The 17371-nt window shown below is 70.1% G+C and carries 18 protein-coding genes; 10 read left to right on the top strand and 8 right to left on the bottom strand.

Annotation, left to right across the window (positions count from 1 at the left end; translation table 11 throughout):
- Positions 1-79 precede the first annotated feature (79 nt).
- Positions 80-1672: a phosphatase PAP2 family protein gene (locus ACUWEX_RS14310; RefSeq protein WP_445996680.1), complete on the bottom strand. Its 1593-nt coding sequence runs from the start codon at positions 1670-1672 to the stop codon at positions 80-82.
- 144 nt (positions 1673-1816) lie between these two features.
- Positions 1817-2368 (bottom strand): hypothetical protein, encoded by a 552-nt coding sequence (locus ACUWEX_RS14305; RefSeq protein ID WP_079728826.1) that lies wholly within the window; start codon positions 2366-2368, stop codon positions 1817-1819.
- Between the two features lie 41 nt (positions 2369-2409).
- On the opposite strand from ACUWEX_RS14305, the gene ACUWEX_RS14300 reads away from it, so the two are divergent.
- Both ACUWEX_RS14300 and ACUWEX_RS14295 read left to right on the top strand, forming a co-directional pair.
- A complete protein-coding gene (locus ACUWEX_RS14300; RefSeq protein ID WP_445996679.1) occupies positions 2410-2853 on the top strand; it encodes a GNAT family N-acetyltransferase in 444 nt (147 codons plus the stop codon).
- 112 nt (positions 2854-2965) lie between these two features.
- Positions 2966-4594: a glycosyltransferase family 39 protein gene (locus tag ACUWEX_RS14295; RefSeq protein ID WP_445996678.1), complete on the top strand. Its 1629-nt coding sequence runs from the start codon at positions 2966-2968 to the stop codon at positions 4592-4594.
- Positions 4595-4664: 70 nt separating this feature from the next.
- Here ACUWEX_RS14295 and ACUWEX_RS14290 read toward each other — a convergent pair whose 3' ends face one another.
- Together ACUWEX_RS14290 and ACUWEX_RS14285 are read right to left on the bottom strand one after the other, a co-directional pair.
- On the bottom strand, positions 4665-5354 hold the full coding sequence (locus tag ACUWEX_RS14290; protein ID WP_079728823.1) for an ion channel: 690 nt from the start codon (positions 5352-5354) through the stop codon (positions 4665-4667).
- 125 nt (positions 5355-5479) lie between these two features.
- On the bottom strand, positions 5480-5887 hold the full coding sequence (locus tag ACUWEX_RS14285) for a RidA family protein (RefSeq protein WP_079728822.1): 408 nt from the start codon (positions 5885-5887) through the stop codon (positions 5480-5482).
- Between the two features lie 266 nt (positions 5888-6153).
- On the opposite strand from ACUWEX_RS14285, the gene ACUWEX_RS14280 reads away from it, so the two are divergent.
- From ACUWEX_RS14280 to ACUWEX_RS14270, 3 genes are read left to right on the top strand one after another with little or no spacing between them, the layout of a single operon-like run.
- Positions 6154-7452, top strand: coding sequence for a CaiB/BaiF CoA transferase family protein (locus ACUWEX_RS14280; RefSeq protein ID WP_445996677.1), 1299 nt, complete (start codon positions 6154-6156; stop codon positions 7450-7452).
- A complete protein-coding gene (locus tag ACUWEX_RS14275; protein ID WP_445996676.1) occupies positions 7449-8750 on the top strand; it encodes an extracellular solute-binding protein in 1302 nt (433 codons plus the stop codon). Before ACUWEX_RS14280 ends, ACUWEX_RS14275 begins: the two co-directional genes overlap by 4 nt.
- Positions 8747-9211: a MaoC family dehydratase gene (locus tag ACUWEX_RS14270; RefSeq protein ID WP_445996675.1), complete on the top strand. Its 465-nt coding sequence runs from the start codon at positions 8747-8749 to the stop codon at positions 9209-9211. Before ACUWEX_RS14275 ends, ACUWEX_RS14270 begins: the two co-directional genes overlap by 4 nt.
- Positions 9212-9399: 188 nt before the next feature.
- Here the strand turns inward: ACUWEX_RS14270 and ACUWEX_RS14265 are convergent, their stop codons facing one another.
- Together ACUWEX_RS14265 and ACUWEX_RS14260 are read right to left on the bottom strand one after the other, a co-directional pair.
- Positions 9400-9735, bottom strand: a complete 336-nt coding sequence (locus ACUWEX_RS14265) for a hypothetical protein (RefSeq protein WP_445996674.1) — start codon at positions 9733-9735, stop codon at positions 9400-9402.
- Between the two features lie 265 nt (positions 9736-10000).
- Positions 10001-10921 (bottom strand): sulfurtransferase, encoded by a 921-nt coding sequence (locus ACUWEX_RS14260; protein WP_079728816.1) that lies wholly within the window; start codon positions 10919-10921, stop codon positions 10001-10003.
- A 58-nt stretch (positions 10922-10979) separates the two neighbouring features.
- Here ACUWEX_RS14260 and ACUWEX_RS14255 point away from each other — a divergent pair, with 58 nt between their 5' ends.
- On the top strand, positions 10980-11477 hold the full coding sequence (locus tag ACUWEX_RS14255; RefSeq protein ID WP_234991272.1) for a DoxX family protein: 498 nt from the start codon (positions 10980-10982) through the stop codon (positions 11475-11477).
- Between the two features lie 14 nt (positions 11478-11491).
- Positions 11492-12499 carry a LacI family DNA-binding transcriptional regulator gene (locus tag ACUWEX_RS14250; protein ID WP_445996673.1) on the top strand — a complete coding sequence of 336 codons (1008 nt, stop codon included), beginning with the start codon at positions 11492-11494 and terminating at the stop codon, positions 12497-12499.
- 116 nt (positions 12500-12615) lie between these two features.
- On the opposite strand, the gene map is transcribed toward ACUWEX_RS14250, so the two are convergent.
- On the bottom strand, positions 12616-13386 hold the full coding sequence (gene map, locus ACUWEX_RS14245; RefSeq protein WP_445996672.1) for a type I methionyl aminopeptidase: 771 nt from the start codon (positions 13384-13386) through the stop codon (positions 12616-12618).
- 63 nt (positions 13387-13449) lie between these two features.
- Here map and ACUWEX_RS14240 point away from each other — a divergent pair, with 63 nt between their 5' ends.
- The 3 genes from ACUWEX_RS14240 to ACUWEX_RS14230 all read left to right on the top strand — a co-directional run bounded on the left by ACUWEX_RS14240 (position 13450) and on the right by ACUWEX_RS14230 (position 16472).
- A complete protein-coding gene (locus tag ACUWEX_RS14240; protein WP_079728813.1) occupies positions 13450-13737 on the top strand; it encodes a helix-turn-helix domain-containing protein in 288 nt (95 codons plus the stop codon).
- Between the two features lie 408 nt (positions 13738-14145).
- Positions 14146-15135, top strand: coding sequence for an aldo/keto reductase (locus ACUWEX_RS14235; RefSeq protein ID WP_445996671.1), 990 nt, complete (start codon positions 14146-14148; stop codon positions 15133-15135).
- Between the two features lie 8 nt (positions 15136-15143).
- A complete protein-coding gene (locus tag ACUWEX_RS14230; RefSeq protein WP_445996670.1) occupies positions 15144-16472 on the top strand; it encodes an L-fuconate dehydratase in 1329 nt (442 codons plus the stop codon).
- Here the strand turns inward: ACUWEX_RS14230 and ACUWEX_RS14225 are convergent.
- The gene (locus tag ACUWEX_RS14225; protein WP_079728810.1) at positions 16424-17236 is read right to left on the bottom strand and encodes a FadR/GntR family transcriptional regulator; all 813 of its coding nucleotides are present in this window, start codon (positions 17234-17236) and stop codon (positions 16424-16426) included. The two genes, ACUWEX_RS14230 and ACUWEX_RS14225, sit on opposite strands and share 49 nt — an antisense overlap.
- Positions 17237-17371 lie beyond the last annotated feature (135 nt).

Raw genomic sequence — 17371 nt, 5'->3', positions numbered from 1 at the left:
CTCCCGGTCGGCTGACGCGACCCGTGCAGTCGCTTCGGCGACCGGGCCGCGCGGCCTCACCGCCGACGCCGCTGCACCCTCACTTGACGGTGCGGCGGCGTTTGCGGTCGCTGCGGTAGATGCACAGCTCGCCCGGCACCGTGACGATCGACACCGGGAAACCTGCGGGCGCGGCCTCGCGCACCTCGCCGTCGTGCGCGAACGCCACCGACGCGTCCACCCGGAAATCCATGGTCGTGCGCGTCTCGGTGTGCACGGCGAGCAGCGTTCCCACGCCGGGCACCGAGCGCAGCCACGACGAGAGGTAGCTGCCGAGTGCGAGGTTGGCGAAGACGCGCAGGCGGGAGGCCGAGACATCCGCCCGAATCGACCGGATGTCGAGCAGGTTGTCGGAGAGCGACCGCCGCGACAGCGGGATGATGTTGCGCGGGTGGTAGCGATTGACGCCCACGAACAGCATCCACGACCGGACGGGCCCGTCCTGGCGCCGGAACTCGACCGGCTCGCTGCGCCGCAGAACCTTGTGCCCGGCCACGAGTGCCGCGGGCCATTTGCCGATCTTGTCCTCGAGCTTCTCTCGCTCCTCGACCAGCTCCGGGTAGACGCCGATCGAGGCCGTGTTGAGCACGGTGATCGGGTCGTCGCCATCGATGCGCGCCTCGGCGACATCGACCGTCGTACCCTCGCCGCGCTGCACGGCCTCGATGGTGTCGGCGAAGCTGTCGATGCCCGCGGCGCCCGCGAAATGGTTGAGGGTTCCGCCCGGGAAGACGACGAGCGGGAGGTCGGCCGTGCGCGCGGCGTGGGCCGCCACCGCGACGGAGCCATCGCCGCCCGACATGCCGAGGGCGAGCACACCGTGCCGCTCGGCCGCGTCGCGGAAGAGGCCCGCCAGATCGTCGCCCGACGCGAGCACGTGGATGTCGGCGTGGGGGAGCGCCTGCCGAATCTGCTGCTCGGGGTCGGGCCCGAGGGCCGCCGACGCGCGGCCGGAGCCGGAGGACGGGTTGACCACGACGAAGAGGCCGGCGCCCTCATCGAGCACGGGCAGCGAGACGCGCGGGCCCGGGTCGCGGCGGCGCAGCTGATGACGCGTCGGCACGAGGGCGCGGCCGACCAGGGCGACCCCGACGCCGATGGCGAGGCCGCCCACGACATCCGAGACCCAGTGGGCGCCCGTGTGGATGCGCGAATAGGCGACGGCGGCCGTCAGGGGCGCGACGACGGCCCCGGCGGCGGGGGACTCGAGGGCGACCCCCGCGGCGAAGGCGGCTGCACTGGCCGAGTGGCCCGAGGGGAACGACGGGGATGTCGGGGTGCGGCGCAGGCGTCGACCGACCGGCACATCGGAGAGGAGGGGACGGTCGCCGCCGAAGAGGCTCTTGCCGACGAGGTTGCTCACGGCGCTCGCCGCCGCGAGACCTGCGAGGCCGCGCACGGCGCCGCTGCGGGAACGCCCGCCGACGAGGAACAGGACGCCACCGATGGCGAACCAGAGCTTGCTGTGGTCGGCCGCGCGCGAGAGGCGGGAGAGGGCCGTGTCGACCGCGGCGGGGGTGGCGTGCGTGTTGATGCGCGATCCGATGGTGCGGTCGAGGCTCAGCAGCCAGCCGGGCAGCACCCGGGCGCGGTGCTGGGCGTGGAGGGGACGGAGGACGCGCGGCAGAAGCATCCATCCAGGGTAAGACGCGCGGCCTCGATCACGCTGAGGGTTGTGGAGAGAGCGGAGGCCTGCTGGAGGCTTGGGCGAGGTGTGGCCGCGACGTGCCCGAGCCCGCGCCCGCTCGAGACGCGTCCGAGGCCTGCCCGGGACGGCTCAGTTGGCGCCGGCCGGCGGATTGACCGCCAACTCGACGCGGTCGGCGAGGTAGGCCGAAAACGGGGTGGCGGTGTCGGCGGTGGCGCGCGGATTCCAGCGCACGAGCGCCGCCCCGTCGTGCAGGAACAGCGGCCCATCGGCGTCGCGCAGCGCCTCGGGCGTGAGCTCGACCACCTCGGCGTCGTAGTTCACGCTCTCGCCCTCGGTGAACTTGCCGCGCGAGGCGGCCGCCCGGTATTCGCGCCGCGTCTCGGCCGACAGCGACTGGTAGGCAGGCCGGCCCGGTTCGACGGCGCGCGTCAGCGACCCCGTGCGATAGAGCGTGCCGTCCTCGCCCAGCAGGAAGACGCCCAGCCGCCACACGCGCCCGATGGGCGTCATCACCGCGTTGCGCTTGATCAGCAGGGTGCGGTGCTCGGGCACATACTGCGCGAGCGCCTCGGTGCGGGCGTCGGCGGCGCTCAGACGCTGAGCTGCGGCCGCGATCGTCGCCCGCAGCTCGCCGATGGCGGTTTCGTCGAGGGCCCTCTCGTCGTCATGCTCGGTCACCCTCGAAGTTTAGGCGCGCACCGGGCACCTACGATCGAGGGATGACCGTCATCGTGAAGGAAGCGGCGCTCGCCGACATCGATTCCCCCACCCTCTACGCCATCCTGAAACTGCGGGTCGACGTGTTCATCGTCGAGCAGCAGAGCGCCTACCCCGACCTCGACGGGCTGGATGCGGCATCCGACACGTTGTTCGTCTGGGCCGAAGACGAGCACGGCCATGTGATGGCGACCATTCGCGTGCTCGGGCTGGGTGCGCCCGTGCAACGCATCGGGCGCGTGGCGACGGCGGCGGATGCTCGGGGCCAGGGTCTCGCGGCCGTGCTGATGCGCCGCGGCCTCGAGCTCACGGCCGACGCCGACACCGTGCTGCTGGGCGCGCAATCGCACCTCGAGGACTGGTACGGCCGATTCGGCTTCGCGCTCGACGGAGAACCGTACGACGAGGACGGCATCCCGCACATCCCGATGAGCTTGAAGCGGTAGGGCTCCCGGCCTGTTCCCCGAACGTTCACCGGCAATCCGCCGAGCGGTTGCCTCGGACGTCGGGCCGATTCATCCGGCTGCGGCACAGTGGAAACGTCGGGAGGAGTTTGTCGTGAGCACGTCGCCTCTCACCGAACCCACTCCGACGGTCGGCGCCGCCAGCCCGGCTCGCTCTGCTGACGCGGCGGGTGTGACTCTCGCCGCTCGCGATTCAGCGCGCCCCGGCCTCCGCGGCCCTCGCCTACCCGCCCGGTTCCGCACCGCGCGCACCCGGCACACCCTGATCCCCTGGGCGATCGGGCTCCTCGCCGCCCTCGTCTCGGCCGCCGGATCGGGCAACGCGTCGTATTGGGGCGACGAGGCCGCGAGCGTCATGTCCGCCGAGCGCAGCATCCCCAACCTCTTCGCCCTGCTCGGCAACATCGATGCCGTGCACGGCAGCTACTACCTGTTCCTGCACTTCTGGACCGGTCTCGTGGGCACGGGCGAATTCGCCGTGCGCCTGCCGAGTGCCGTGGCCGTGGGTGTCGCGGCGGCGGGAACCGTCATGCTCGGCCGACAACTGCTCGGCGGCCGGGCGGCGATCGTGGCCGGGCTGCTCTTCGCCGTCATCCCGCAGGTCACCATGATGGGTCAGGAGGCGCGCTCCTACGCCTTCGGCATGGCCGCCGCCGTCTGGCTGACCAACTGGCTCGTCGCCCTCGTGCGCCGCCGCGACCTCAGCCCGCGCACCTGGGCACTCTTCGGGGTGGCCGTCGCCGCCTGCCTCTACCTGTTCCTCTACCTGGCGCTCCTCGCCCTCGTGCATGTCGCGGTGTTCGTGGCCTTCAAACCGGGCGCGCGGATGTGGCGGGCGTGGGCTCGTGCGCTGGTTCTCGCCGCGGTGCTCGCCGCCCCCGTCGTGTTCTTCGGCCTGGCGCAGCGCGGACAGATCGGCTTCCTCGCCCGCCGCAACTACGCCACACTCGAGTCCGCCCTCGTCGGCCAGTGGTTCGGATCGGCCTTCTTCGCTGTCGCGGCGTGGGCCCTCATCGTCGTCGGTCTCGTGGCGGCCATCCGGTCGGGTCGGCGGGCGGCGCTCGTGCTCGGGGTGTGGGTGATCGCGCCGACCGCGCTGCTGTTCCTCGGCAATGCCCTGATTACGCCCATGTACAACCTGCGTTACGTGGCCTTCTGCACCCCCGCCGTGGCGCTGCTCATGGGGTTCGGTGTCACGGCGCTCGCAGCCCTCGTGCGTCGGCGGCGACGTGAGGGCGGCGCAACCGGCTGGATGCTTCCCGCCCTCGCCATCCTGACCGTCGCCTCGCTCGCGGCCCCTGTCTACCTGGCCCAGCGCGGGCCGTATGGCAAGGACGGCGGCAGCGATCTGCGGCAGGTGGCCGACGCGATCGAGCGCAATGCATCCCCGGGTGACGCGGTCGTTTTCGCCGAGGACATCAAACCGTCGCAGAAGCCGCGCCTGTCGATCGACCTCTACCCCGACCGTTTCGCGGGGTTGACCGATGTGGCCCTCGTGACGCCGTTCACCGCGCGCGATCAGCTGTGGGATGTCGTGCGCCCCCTGCCCGAGGCCGCCCCGGCGTTGCTCGAGCACAACACCGTCTGGGCCGTCGAACGCGAGGGCCGCTCACTGGAGGACATCGCCGAGCTGCAGCGCCTCGGCTTCTACCCGCAGCAGATGATCCAGGTCAACCGCAGCGTGATCTACCGCATGGTGCGCACGCCGCCCGAGCTGCCCTGACCGGATTCTGCCGAGCCGAGCCGGCATCTCCGTGCCGGAACAGCGGCCCGCTCCTCGAAAGGAGCGACGCTCAGTCATCCTCGTTGGATGTCTCGGGCACGTGGCGGATGCGGTCGGACAGGTAGGACACGACGGTGCCCGACACGACGCCGACGATGATGATGCCGCCGATCATGAGCAGCACGGCGCTGAACCGGCCGGCCGTCGTCACCGGGTACATGTCGCCGTAGCCGACGGTCGACAGGGTTTCGCAGGCCCACCAGACCGCGTCGCCGAAGTCCTGGATGCGGGCTCCCGGCGCGTTTCGTTCGGCCTGCAGCGTCGACAACGACAGGAAGTACACGTAGAACACGGCGTAGGCCGCGGCGACGATGATGATCCGCGTGCGCACGGCGGCCCCGCTGCGGCGCTGCAGATAGGGGATGTCGCGCAACAGGTCGAGCACGCGCAACGCACGGAACACGGGCAGCAGGACCGACAGCAGGTCGACGACGTTGTGGCGGACGAACATCCATTTGTGGCCGAGCGGTGTGAGGGCGAGGCGCACGACGTAGTCGACGAGGAAGCAGATCCAGGCGAGCGCGAGGATTGCGAAGATCGCGCCGTGCGTTTCGGGCGGGAGATCCTCGGCGAGCACGTACACCGAATAGCCGATGACGAACGCGAGGCCGAGCGCGACGAGCGGCCAGCGCGCCGCGTTCTGCCAGCGCGAGCGCAGGTGCAGGCGGCGGGCCGCGGCGGGGGACGGGTGGGCGTTCATGGCTACATCAAACACGACGAGGGGTCTTGCGCGCTCGCGCGGCCCGATGCGACACGCCGTGACGGCGACGCCGCATGCCCAATGCCGAGTGCCTCACGCGCGACGCGACTGCAGGGATGCGAGGTCTAGCGCGCCACCGCCGCCGTCGCCTCGATCTCGACCAGTTGGTCGTCGTAGCCCAGAACGGTGACGCCCATGAGTGTGCTCGGCGGCTGGTGTGGCGCGAAGGCGTCGCGCACGACCTGCCACGCGGTCACGAGGTCGGCCTGCTGGGACGAGGCGACGAGCACGCGCGTGCTGACGACATCCGCCGGGGTCGCGCCGGCCGCTTCGAGCGCGACGACGAGGTTCTCGAAGGCCCGGCCCGCCTGTGCCGCGTAGTCGCCGGGCGCGACCGTGGCACCCGCGGCGTCGAGCGGGCACGAGCCCGCGAGGAAGATCAGCCGGGCATCCGCGGGAATCGTCGACGCGTAGGCGTATTCGGCCACGTCGGACAGGCGATCGGTATGGATGAGCGAGACGATGCTGGTCATGTCTTCCTCGGTGGCGGTGGCGGTGGTGGCGGCGGTGCGTGCGGGGCGAAGGGATGCGCGCGAGGATCGGTCTCGAGCGCGACCGGAGTGTGAGCGGCTCCCGCCCGACTCCAGCTTAGAAGTCCATCGCTTCTGGCGGCGGAGCGGCCGGCATCGCGCGACCCGTGCGGCGACCGATTGCGCCGGGCCGGAGCGCGCGCTACTGTGTGAACAAACGTTTGATCACCGCCATCCACCGCTCGCAGCGTCGCGAGAAAAGAGAGAACATGTCCGACGATTTCGTCAAACCGCTCGAGGGCGTGCTCGTGCTCGACTTCAGCCAGTTCTTGGCCGGGCCGGTCGCCGCCATGCGCCTCGCCGACCTGGGCGCGCGCGTCATCAAGATCGAGCGGCCGAAGGGGGGCGACATCGGACGAACCCTCGCCTTCGCCGGTCGCACGGCCGACGGCGACACGATCTCGTTCCACGCCATGAACCGCAACAAAGAGGGCATCACGGCCGACCTGAAGAACCCCGACGACCTCGCGCGCGTGAAAGAACTGGTCACTCAGGCCGATGTCATCATCCAGAACTTCCGCCCCGGCGTGATGGAACGCATCGGCCTCGACTACGACTCGGTCGCGGCCATCAACCCGCGCATCGTCTATGGCTCGGCCAGCGGATACGGCGACGACGGCCCCTGGAAGGACCGCCCCGGCCAAGACCTGCTCGCCCAATCGGTGTCGGGCCTGCCCTGGCTCTCCGGATCGGCCGACGACGGCCCCGTGCCCGTGGGCCTCTCGATCGCCGACCACCTCACGAGCTGCCACATCGCGCAGGGTGTGACGGCGCTGCTGTTCCGCCGTGAACGCACGGGCCGCGGCGGACACGCCCAGACCAGCCTGCTCGAGGCCATGCTCGACCTGCAGTTCGAGCTGCTCTCGACGCGGCTCAACGACCCGACCGTCAGCGTGACGCGGGGTGGTGCGCATTCGGCCCACGCGTTCCTCTCGGCGCCCTACGGCACCTACCCCACGGCCGACGGCTACCTCGCGCTGGCCATGAACCCGATCCCCGTGATCGGAGAACTCCTCGGCATCGACGAGCTCGTGGCCCTGACCGACCCCGACGCCTGGTGGTCGCAGCAGAAGGAGATCGAAGCCCTGCTGGCGGCCCATTTCGCGACGCACACGACCGAGCATTGGCTAGACATCCTCGACCGGGCGGATGTCTGGTGCGCGCCCGTGCTGACCCTCGACGAGCTCGTCGAGCACGACGGGTTCGCGGCTGTGCGCATGACGCAGAACGTGGTGCGGGATGCCGCGCACACCGCCTCGGGCGCGGACCTCACGCTCACCACGACGCGCAGCCCCATCCGCATCGACGGGCGAATCCTGACGAGCGAGACGCCGGCCCCCAAGCTCGGACAGCACAACGACGCCGTGCGCGCCGAGTTCGGGGCGGGCGCGGCCAGCGACTCGGCGAACCAGGCTTCACCGGCCGCTTCTGCTGCCGCTGCCGCCACCGCCGCCTCCGAGGGAGCCCCGGGCGCCATCGCCCCGCAGCCGGCCGGGGCCGCGCGATGACCGTCATCCTGCGCGGCATCACGTGGGAACATCCGCGCGGCTACGACTGCCAGGTCGCCTGCTCGACGGCTTTCGGGCTGCTGCACCCCGACATCGTCGTGCGCTGGGAGTATCGCTCGCTGCAGGCCTTCGCCGACGCGCCCATCGAAGATCTCGCCGAACGCTACGACCTGCTGGTGATCGACCATCCGCACATCCCGCTCGCCGCCGCGGCCGGTGCCTTCGCCCGCCTCGACGGGGCGGGGTTCGACGACGAGCTGGCCGCGCTCGCCAGCCAGAGCGTGGGTCGCTCGCACGAGAGCTATGCGCATGACGGGCACCAATACGGCCTGGCCTCGGATGCCGCCGCCCAGGTCTCGGCCCACCGCCCCGACCTGCTCGCCACACCGCCGACGACCTGGGATGAGGTGCTCGAGCTGGCCGCCGATGGCCGTGTCGTCTGGCCGCTGAAACCCATCGACGCGTATTCGAGCCTCATCACGATTGCCGGCAACCGGGCGTCGACCGGGCACGGGGAGGCGCCGACATCCCGGCCCGGTCATTTCTTGGCGGAGGAGGACACGCTCGCGGCGCTCGCCGATATGCGGCGGCTCGCCGAACTCGTGCCCGCCGTGAACCTCGGGCAGAACCCGATCGAGGTTGCCGAGATGCTGGCGTCCGACGACCCGTCGGCGTATTCGCCGCTGCTGTTCGGCTACTCGAACTACTCGCGCGTCACCTTCCGGCCGCACCGCTTGCAGTACGGCGACATCCCGACGGTCGCGCCGGGTTCCTCGAGCGCCATCGGCGACGGCGGGGGACAGGGCTTGGAGGGCGCGGCCGGGTCGGGGCACCCTGCTGCACATCGTTCAGTGGCCGGGTCGCTCCTCGGCGGCGCGGGCCTTGCCGTCTCGGCGCACACCTCGCATCCCGATGAGGCCCGTCGCTACGCGTTCTGGGTGGCCTCGGCCCACACCCAACGCTCGGTCTACTTCGACGGCGGCGGGCAACCGGGCAACGCCGCCGCCTGGGATGACGACCGCCTCAACCGCGAAACCCTCGACTTCTTCCGCGGCACGCGCCGCACGCTCGAAGCCGCCTACGTGCGTCCGCGCACACCGGGCTATATCGAGTTCCAAGACCGGGTCTCGCCGTGGGTCACCGAGGCGGTCGCCGGTCGGATGCCGGAAGCCACCCTCGCCCGTCGCCTCAACGAGGCCGCGGCCGAACTGCTCGACGTCGCCGCGGCCTCGCCAAGCCGGCCCGATCAGCCCGGCCTGCCCGAACATCCCGACCTGCCCCTGGAGGCATCCCGATGAATACCGTCGACCGCTACTTCGAGGACTACGAGATCGGCGAGACGCGCACCTCGGTGGGGCGCACGATCACCGAGACCGACATCGTGCTGCACGCCGGCCAGACGGGAGACTTCTTCCCCCACCACATGGACGCCGAGTGGACGGCCACGCAGCCGTTCGGGCAGCGCATCGCCCACGGAACGCTGATCATGTCGGTCGCCGTCGGCATGACCGCCGGGGACATCAACCCGCAGGCGATGAGCTATGGCTATGACCGGGTGCGATTCATCCGCCCCGTCTTCATCGGCGACACCATCACGGTGACGGCCGAGATCACCGAGAAGACCGACCACACCAAACGCCCCGACACCCTCGGCTATGTGCACGAGAAGGTGAGCGTCGTGAACCAGTCGGGCGACACCGTGCTCGTGCTCACGCACCTCTACCTCAGCAACAAGCGCGCGCTCTCAGCGACCTCGTGAGGAGCGGCAGGCCCTAGCGTGCGGAAGCCAACTCGTAGCGCTCGCTGTGCATGCGCGCCGATCTCGCATGGCGCGGCTCGCCGGGCGCGTTCAAGAAACGGCCTGAACGCGTGTTCGTCGACCCGCCGAGGCTTCTCAACACCTTGGCCTGAATCGATCGAGCGTGCTGCAGAGCCACTTCTGTGTCTTTACTCATCGACTTCTCCTTCGTGTTCGTTGCGGGCGATGACGGCGTTCGCAATGGCGAGAGCTATCCGTCTATCGTCGTCGGACAGCCAGGGCATGTCCACCAAGGCATCCATCATCGCCAGGCCCATTTCGCGTTCGGCGGCGTTTTCACTGAGGGCCTTCTCGATCGTCCACGACCAGCGTGTCCACGTCTGTTCGCGGGTTGCGAGGCGATCGATGCTCTTTCGGGACGAAGAGCCGCTCAGAGCGGTTGCGGTGATCGAACCGACTCCGATGATGCTCGCCAGTATCGCCGCCCAGAATGTCGCTAGTGCCCCCGCTGACCATGTCGTCATTCGCCCCCATCATGCATAGCGTGCGACAGTGCCCCGTGCCTGTCGTACACCGCTACGGTAGCCCGCTCACGAAGCTTCCCGGGCCCAGGAATTCTGCCCTCACAGCTCTCGCAACCGGCAGCGATGAGGATCATTTCACTGGCGTCTCGATCACTCCCGTAAAGCCGCCATTCATGTCCCCATAAACGCTTCGTGCGGGGCCGCCGAGATAGTTCGTGGGATGTTGCGCGCAGCGGCGTGTCCGATCACAACCGCTTCGGAAGAGTCAGCGGGGGGCGTCGCCCGTGGCGGCGGGGCGGTCCGGATGAGTGGACCACTCGCTCCACGAGCCGGGGTAGAGCGCGGGGTCGAAGCCCGCGAGCGTGAGCGCGACCGCATTGTGCGCCGCGGTGACGCCCGAACCGCAGTAGGTGGCCACGGGTGTGTCTTCGGCGATGCCGGCGGCGGCAAAGCGTTCGCGCAGCGCGTCGGGCGACAGGAAGCGGCCTTCGGCATCGACGTTGGCTGCCGTGGGCGTGCTGACGGCCCCGGGGATGTGCCCGGCGCGGGGGTCGATGGGTTCGACATCGCCGCGATACCGCTCGGCGGCGCGCGCGTCGAGCAGCGCGCCCGATGACGGCCAGCGGGAAGCCTCCTCGATGTCGATCGTGGGCAGATGCCCCGGGGAGAGCGTCACGGAGCCGTGCCGCGAAGCCTGCCGGTGCGATGCGGCCGGGTGCCCAGCATCCGCGTCGTGGCCCACGTCGGTCCCGGGGCCGGTCTCGAGCGGAAGCCCCGCCGCCGTCCACGCCTCCAGCGCCCCGTCGAGCAGCCGCACATCGGCGACCCCCGCCCAGCGCAGCAACCACCACGCCCGCGCCGACGACATGTTCTTCAGGTCGTCATAGACGACGATCGCGTCCCCGTCATCCACACCCCAGGCGCGCGCCGATGCCTGCAGCGCCTCGAGAGACGGCAGCGGATGCCGACCGGCGACGGGTGCCCGGCCCGCGGGCACATGTGCGGCCAACTGGTTCTCGAGGTCGACATAGACGGCACCCGGAATGTGCCCCGCCGCGAACGCGGGACGCCCGTCGGGCCGGTCGAGCCGCCAGCGCACGTCGAGAACGCGCACGGGCGCGCCGTCGAGGTGCCCCGCGTCGAGGGCGGCGGCGAGTTCGGGGGCGGTGATCAGGATGTTGCGCATATGTTCCACTCCACCAGTTTCTCGCGCGCCAGACGCTTCGCGGTGTGAGACTGAAGGAATGTCACGTACCTCGAAGAAAGCGGCCGTCGCCGCGCGCGAATCGACCCGTTCGTTGGGCGCCACGGTGAAGGCCGCGACCGCCAATCCTCCGCGCACCGTTCCGCGCCTGCTCGGCCGCATCGTGCTGGGGTCCTTCCTGCTGTTCGCCGGCATCGGCCACCTCACGTTCGTGCGCGAGGAATTCCGCGCCCAGGTGCCCGAATGGCTGCCCATCGACAAGGACACGGTCGTGGTGGCATCCGGCATCGTCGAGATCACCCTGGGCGGTGCGCTGCTCGCCCTGCCGGGCAAACGCGTGCACGTGGGATGGATCGTCGCGGCGTTCTTCGTCGTCATCTTCCCCGGCAACATCTCGCAGCTGGTCACCCGCACCGACGCGTTCGGCCTGAACAGCGACGCGGCCCGCGGTCTGCGCCTCATCTTCCAGCCCGTGCTGGTGCTGTGGGCGTTGTGGTGCACGGGCGCGTGGCGCGCCTGGCGTAACCGCTCGCGCTGAGCCAAACTGACCACATGGCAACACTGAGTGACGTGGCGGCGCTCGCCGGAGTCTCGGTGTCGGCGGTCTCGCGCGTGCTCTCGAACGCCCCGGCCACGCGCGTGAGCGACGACACCCGTGAACGCATCCACGCGGCGGCGAAAACCCTCGACTACCGGCCCAATTTCGCCGGGCGTGCGCTCAAGACGTCCCGCTCGCAGGTGATCGCGCTGGTCGTGCCCGACCTGACGAACGCCATCTTCACCGAGCTCATGCGCGGGGTCGAGGACGCGGCCATCGCGCGCGACTACATGGTGTTGCTCGGCCGCGCCGAAGACATGCAGCCGGGCGGCGCCATGATCGAGCGCCTGATCGGCGAGGGGCGCGTGGATGGCATGCTCGTGCAACTCGCCGAGGATGTCACCTCGGCCGACGTCGACCGGCTCATGGCGGGCCGCGCGCCCGTCGTGCTCATCAACTCGGTCGAGGCGGGGCATCCGGGGTCGGTCGTGCTCGACGACGAACGGGCCGCGCGCCTCGGCGTCGAACACCTGCTGGCGCTCGGGCATCGTCGCATCGGCCTCATCACGGGTGTGCCCGAATCGTTCAGCGGGCAACGGCGTGCCGACGGTTTTCGCCAGGCGATGGCCGCGGCATCGGTCGACATCGACGAGGCGCTCATCACGCGGCTGGGCTATGAGCCGCGCGCCGGCCGCGAGGCCTTCCGCACACTCATGACGGCGGATGGCGCGCCCACCGCCATCCTCGTCGCCAACGTCAACGCGGCCATCGGGGCGCTCGCCGAGGCGCGCTCACTGGGAATCTCGGTGCCCGACGACGTCTCGGTCGTCGCCCTGCACGACGCCTGGACCGCCGAGAATACGTGGCCGCCGCTCACCACCGTGCGCCTGCCGCTCTACGAGCTGGGTCGCCGTGCGGCCGAGGCCGTCTTCGCCCGGATGTCGGGGGGAGCCGTCTCGGACGTGACGGTCGCCGATGCGGCCCCCGAGCTCATCGAGCGGGAGTCGACGGCGTCTCTCTGAGCTTTGGTCGGCCGGCTGTGGGCCGGGCCGCCGCAACCCGGTAGCTTCCGATCAGCGCGGCCCGATGGGGGACTGGAAGCGCACGAGGTAGCCGTCCGAGGCCGCTGCCGACGGTTTTACGCCGGCACCGTGAGGACCTGCGCGCCGTCGTCGGTGATCGCGATGGTGTGCTCGGTGTGCGCCGTGCGGCAGCCGGTGGCGCTCTTCAGGGTCCAGCCATCCGTGTCGGTGATGAGACGGTCGGTGTCGGCCATGACCCAGGGTTCGATGGCGAGCAGCATGCCGGGGCGGAGTGTGAAGCCTCGCCCGGGCCGGCCGTTGTTGGGCACAGACGGGTCCTGGTGCATGGTGCTGCCCACGCCGTGGCCGCCGAATTCGGTGTTGACGCGGTAGCCGGCGGCTTCGAGCACGCCGCCGATGGTGTGCGAGATGTCGCCCATGCGCGTGCCCGGGCCTGCGATGTCGATGGCGGCCTGCAGGGCGTCGGATGTCGCGGCGATCAGCTTCTCGTCCTCGGGCCGCTTGGTGCCGCCCACGATGAACGACACGGCTGCGTCGGTGACGATGCCCCCGAGCGAGGCGGCGAAGTCGAGCGTGACGAGGTCGCCGTCGGCGAGGCGGTAGTCGTGCGGTTTGCCGTGCAGCACGGCGTCGTTGACCGAGGTGCAGATGGAGTGGCCGAAGGGCCCGCTGCCGAAGGAGGGCGCGTAGTCGACGTAGCAGGAGGTGGCGCCGGCCTTCGCGATCATCTGCGCGGCGAGACGGTCAATCTCGAGCAGGTTCATGCCGACGGTCGCGCGATCGCGCAGGGTGCTGAGCACCTCGCCGACGAAGTGGCCGCTGGCCTCGGCGCGCACGAGCTCGGTCTTGTCGAACAGTTCAATCACTAGGCATCCTCACGTTTCGAATAACAATACCGGTAATACTATCCCGTGATTAGAATCGTGGGTATGGTTCGAATTCCGTTGGGTCCCGAAGAGCTCGCGCGCGGCCGGGAGGTCGGCTCTATTCTGCGCGCGGCCCGGGGCGAGCGCACGATGGTGGGCATCGCCACTGCCGCGGGCATCTCGCCCGAGACCCTGCGCAAGATCGAGACCGGCCGCATTGCCACTCCCTCGTTCTCGACGATCGCGGCGATCGCGAGCGTGCTTCACCTCTCGCTCGACGACCTGTGGGCCGCGGTCGATACCCGTGTCGAGACCGTCGCCGACCTGCCCGGCTACGAGCGCGCGTCTTAGCGACACACGCACAAGGCGCATTCTCGGCCGTTTCGAGCGCTTCTCACACCGCGCGTCTCGCCCCTCGCGCTTCGCACACCGCGCGTCTCGCCCCTCGCGCTTCGCACACCGCGCGTCTCGCCCCTCGCGCTTCGCACACCGCGCGTCTCGCCCCTCGCGCTTCGCACCGCGCGTCTTTCCCCTCCCGCGGCGCCTTCTCGCCTGCTCTGGGCGCCTCGCTCCTCTTCTCGGCGAGCTCGCGTCCTCCGGCGGTGATCCGTTCGGTTGCCCCTTCGGGCTGTCCCCGGCGCGCCCTCGGTGGCGCGCGGTGTCGGCGCGCCGAGAACTCGACGCGGTGATTGCTGCGAAACATCCGATGAATCCCGTACTGTAGGAGAAGCACTCACCCCGAGACGAAGGAGACACGAGGTGAAGCAACGCACCACGCGCGGCGGGCTCCGGCTCAGCGAGATCGGCCTCGGCACGGCCCAATTCGGCAATCTCTACCGCGAAACGACGGATGCTGAGGCGGCAGGAGCGGTCGAAGAGGCCTGGGCCCGGGGCATCCGCTACTTCGATACTGCGCCCCACTACGGCCTCGGTCTCTCGGAGCGCCGGCTCGGCGAGGCCCTGCGCAAGTATCCCCGCGACGAGTACGTTCTCTCGACGAAGGTCGGACGATTGCTGGAGCCGAACCCGGGCGGCGAGCGCCACCGCGACGACGACATCTTCGAGGTGAACGCCGCCATGCGCCGCCGCTGGGACTTCAGCGCCGACGGCGTGCGCCGCTCGATCGACGACAGCCTCGAGCGCCTGGGCCTCGACCGCATCGACATCGTCTACCTGCACGACCCCGACGACCACGGCCAACAGGCGATCGACGAGGCCATCCCGGCGCTCGTGAAGCTGCGCGACGAGGGCGTCATCGGCGCGGTCGGCGCGGGCATGAACCAGTCGGCCCTGCCCACCGAGTTCGTGCGGCGCACCGACATCGACCTCATCATGCTGGCCGGCCGCTACACGCTGCTCGACCAGGGCGCCGCCGCCGATCTGCTGCCGGCCGCGCTCGAACTCGGCGTGGGCATCGTGCTCGCGGGCGTCTACAACTCGGGGCTGCTCGCGACCGAGCATCCGCAACCGGGCGCCACCTTCGACTACACCGAGGCGCCGGCATCCCTCATCGAACGGGCCAACGCCATCGCGGCCGTCACCGAGCGGCACGGCGTGACCTTGCCTCAGGCCGCCATCGCGTTCGTGTTGCGCCACCCGGCCGTCGTGTCGGTGCCCATCGGCGCGCGCACGGCCCGGCAGGTGGCGAGCAACGTCGAGCGCTACGACGCGCCTGTGCCCGAAGACCTCTGGCAGGACCTCACCGACGAGGGCCTGCTGCCTCCCGACGAAACCACCCCACAGAACTGAGAAACCCTATGACAACCATCACCGCCGCCGAGGTCGTCGACGTGCGCTTTCCCACCTCGCTGACCGCCGACGGCTCCGACGCCATGAACAAGGACGGCGACTACTCGGCGGCCTACGTCATCCTGCGCACCGACGATCCCGAGCTGTCGGGCTTCGGCTTCACGTTCACGATCGGCCGCGGCAACGACATCTGCGTGCTCGCCGCCGAACAGCGCGCGCTGCCGCTCATCGGCCTCCGGGTCGAGGATGTCGTGGGCGACCTCGGCGGCATCTACCGCTCGCTCAAATCCGACTCACAATTGCGCTGGCTCGGGCCCGAGAAGGGTGTCGAGCACCTCGCCATGGCGGCCGTCATGAACGCCGTCTGGGATCTCGCCGCGCGCGTGGCCGGCAAACCGCTCTGGCGCCTTCTCGCCGATATGACGCCCGAAGAACTCGTCGACGTGGCCGACCTGCAATACCTCTCCGATGCACTCACGCGCTCCGAGGCCATCGCCATGCTCACCGAGCTGCAGCCCACACGCGAGGCCCGCATCGCCGAACTCGAGGCCACGGGTTACCCCTGCTACACGACGAGCGCCGGATGGCTGGGCTACTCCGACGAGAAACTGCGCCGCCTCTGCCAGGAGGCTGTCGACGCCGGCTACCGCCACGTGAAGTTGAAGGTGGGAGCGAACCTCGACGACGACATCCGCCGTTGCCGCATCGCGCGCGAAGTATTGGGTGACGACGCCAACCTGATGATCGACGCCAACCAGGTGTGGGACGTGCCCGAGGCCATCGAATGGGTGAACGCCCTCGCCGAGTTCAAGCCGCTGTGGATCGAGGAGCCGACGAGCCCCGACGACATCCTGGGCCATGCTGCCGTGCGCCGCGCCGTCGCCCCCATCGGTGTGGCCACGGGCGAGCACGGCATGAACCGCGTGCTCTTCAAGCAGATGTTCCAGGCCGAGGCCATCGACTTCTGCCAGCTCGACTCGGCCCGGCTCGCGAGCATCAACGAGATCCTGTCGGTCTACCTCATGGCCAAGAAGTTCGGCGTGCCGGTGTGCCCGCACGCCGGCGGAGTGGGCCTCTGCGAGCTCGTGCAGCACCTGTCGATCTTCGACTACGTGGCCGTCTCGGGTTCGCTCGAGGGTCGCGTCACCGAATACGTCGACCACCTGCACGAGCATTTCGTGGACCCGTGCATCGTCGAGAACGGCGCCTACCGTCTGCCCACGCTGCCCGGCTACAGCGCCGAGATGCACGAGGCCTCCCTCGCCGAGTTCGCGTTCCCGGCCGGCAGCTACTGGGCGGGGAGGTCGGCCGCGGCGTCGCTCGTCTCGGCCGGGTGAGTGTGCATGAAGTCCTCGACCGCGAGCAGGTGCGATCCCATCGCCAGGCGCGCGCGGTCGGGGTCTCCGGCCACGAGGGCGGCGAGGATGGCTCGGTGCTCGCGGTGTGTCTCGCGGATGGCGCCCTGCTCGCTGATCGCCCGCCACATGCGGCCGCGGATGGTGCGTGACGACAGCGCCTCGATGAGGGCCGCCAGCGCGGGGTTCGAGCTCGCGCGCGCGATGATGCTGTGGAATGCCAGGTCGGCGTCGAGCACGCGGCGGTGGTCGACGGGTTCGTCGCCGAGCGACATGTCCTCGATGCCCGCGAGCACGGTCTCGGCCTCGGCCAGGGCTTCGGGCTGAGCGTGCAGCGCGGCGCGGGCGGCGGCCTCGGATTCGAGGACGCGTCGCACCGATTGCAGGTGTTCGGCGCCATCCGGCGTCTGCAGGTCGACCATGAAGCTCATGGGCGCGAGCAGCAGGCTCGAGTCGAGCGAGGTCACGTAGGTGCCGTCGCCCTGGCGGGTCTCGAGCACGCCCATGATGCAGAGCGCGCGCACGCCCTCGCGCAGCGACCCGCGCGAGATGCCGAGCTCGGCGGCGAGATCCTTCTCGACCGGCAGCCGCGATCCGGCCCGCAGCGTGCCGTCGGTGATCATCTTCTTGATGCCGTGCAACACGACGTCGGTCTGCGAGCGACCCGTCGCCGCGGGGCCGGCCTGCGCAGTGCCGTCCGGTGCCGCTGTCGCGCCTTGCGCCGCCGAGCCGGCCTGTGCTGTCATCCGATCATTCTAGCCAGGGAGCGTCGGGTTGCCAGAAAACCTCCGCGGTCGGCCCGCTCTGTGGCTAGATTAGACATCCGGATGGCGTGAACGTCAGATGTTTCGCAGCCGGTCCCTCCCGGCCCCGCCCGCCAC

Source organism: Okibacterium fritillariae, assembly GCF_052783725.1.
The sequence above is the reverse complement of the archived record's forward strand: the minus strand, read 5'-3'. Positions and strand labels throughout refer to the sequence as shown.

What these genes read in the sequence shown, in the direction of transcription:
- ACUWEX_RS14310 (WP_445996680.1), bottom strand. Translation starts at nt 1,672, where the DNA reads ATGCTTCTGCCGCGCGTCCTCCGTCCCCTCCACGCCCAGCACCGCGCC.
- ACUWEX_RS14300 (WP_445996679.1), top strand. Translation starts at nt 2,410, where the DNA reads ATGACCGTCATCGTGAAGGAAGCGGCGCTCGCCGACATCGATTCCCCC.
- ACUWEX_RS14290 (WP_079728823.1), bottom strand. Translation starts at nt 5,354, where the DNA reads ATGAACGCCCACCCGTCCCCCGCCGCGGCCCGCCGCCTGCACCTGCGC.
- ACUWEX_RS14285 (WP_079728822.1), bottom strand. Translation starts at nt 5,887, where the DNA reads ATGACCAGCATCGTCTCGCTCATCCATACCGATCGCCTGTCCGACGTG.
- ACUWEX_RS14280 (WP_445996677.1), top strand. Translation starts at nt 6,154, where the DNA reads ATGTCCGACGATTTCGTCAAACCGCTCGAGGGCGTGCTCGTGCTCGAC.
- ACUWEX_RS14275 (WP_445996676.1), top strand. Translation starts at nt 7,449, where the DNA reads ATGACCGTCATCCTGCGCGGCATCACGTGGGAACATCCGCGCGGCTAC.
- ACUWEX_RS14270 (WP_445996675.1), top strand. Translation starts at nt 8,747, where the DNA reads ATGAATACCGTCGACCGCTACTTCGAGGACTACGAGATCGGCGAGACG.
- ACUWEX_RS14265 (WP_445996674.1), bottom strand. Translation starts at nt 9,735, where the DNA reads ATGACGACATGGTCAGCGGGGGCACTAGCGACATTCTGGGCGGCGATA.
- ACUWEX_RS14260 (WP_079728816.1), bottom strand. Translation starts at nt 10,921, where the DNA reads ATGCGCAACATCCTGATCACCGCCCCCGAACTCGCCGCCGCCCTCGAC.
- ACUWEX_RS14255 (WP_234991272.1), top strand. Translation starts at nt 10,980, where the DNA reads ATGTCACGTACCTCGAAGAAAGCGGCCGTCGCCGCGCGCGAATCGACC.
- ACUWEX_RS14250 (WP_445996673.1), top strand. Translation starts at nt 11,492, where the DNA reads ATGGCAACACTGAGTGACGTGGCGGCGCTCGCCGGAGTCTCGGTGTCG.
- ACUWEX_RS14240 (WP_079728813.1), top strand. Translation starts at nt 13,450, where the DNA reads ATGGTTCGAATTCCGTTGGGTCCCGAAGAGCTCGCGCGCGGCCGGGAG.
- ACUWEX_RS14230 (WP_445996670.1), top strand. Translation starts at nt 15,144, where the DNA reads ATGACAACCATCACCGCCGCCGAGGTCGTCGACGTGCGCTTTCCCACC.
- ACUWEX_RS14225 (WP_079728810.1), bottom strand. Translation starts at nt 17,236, where the DNA reads ATGACAGCACAGGCCGGCTCGGCGGCGCAAGGCGCGACAGCGGCACCG.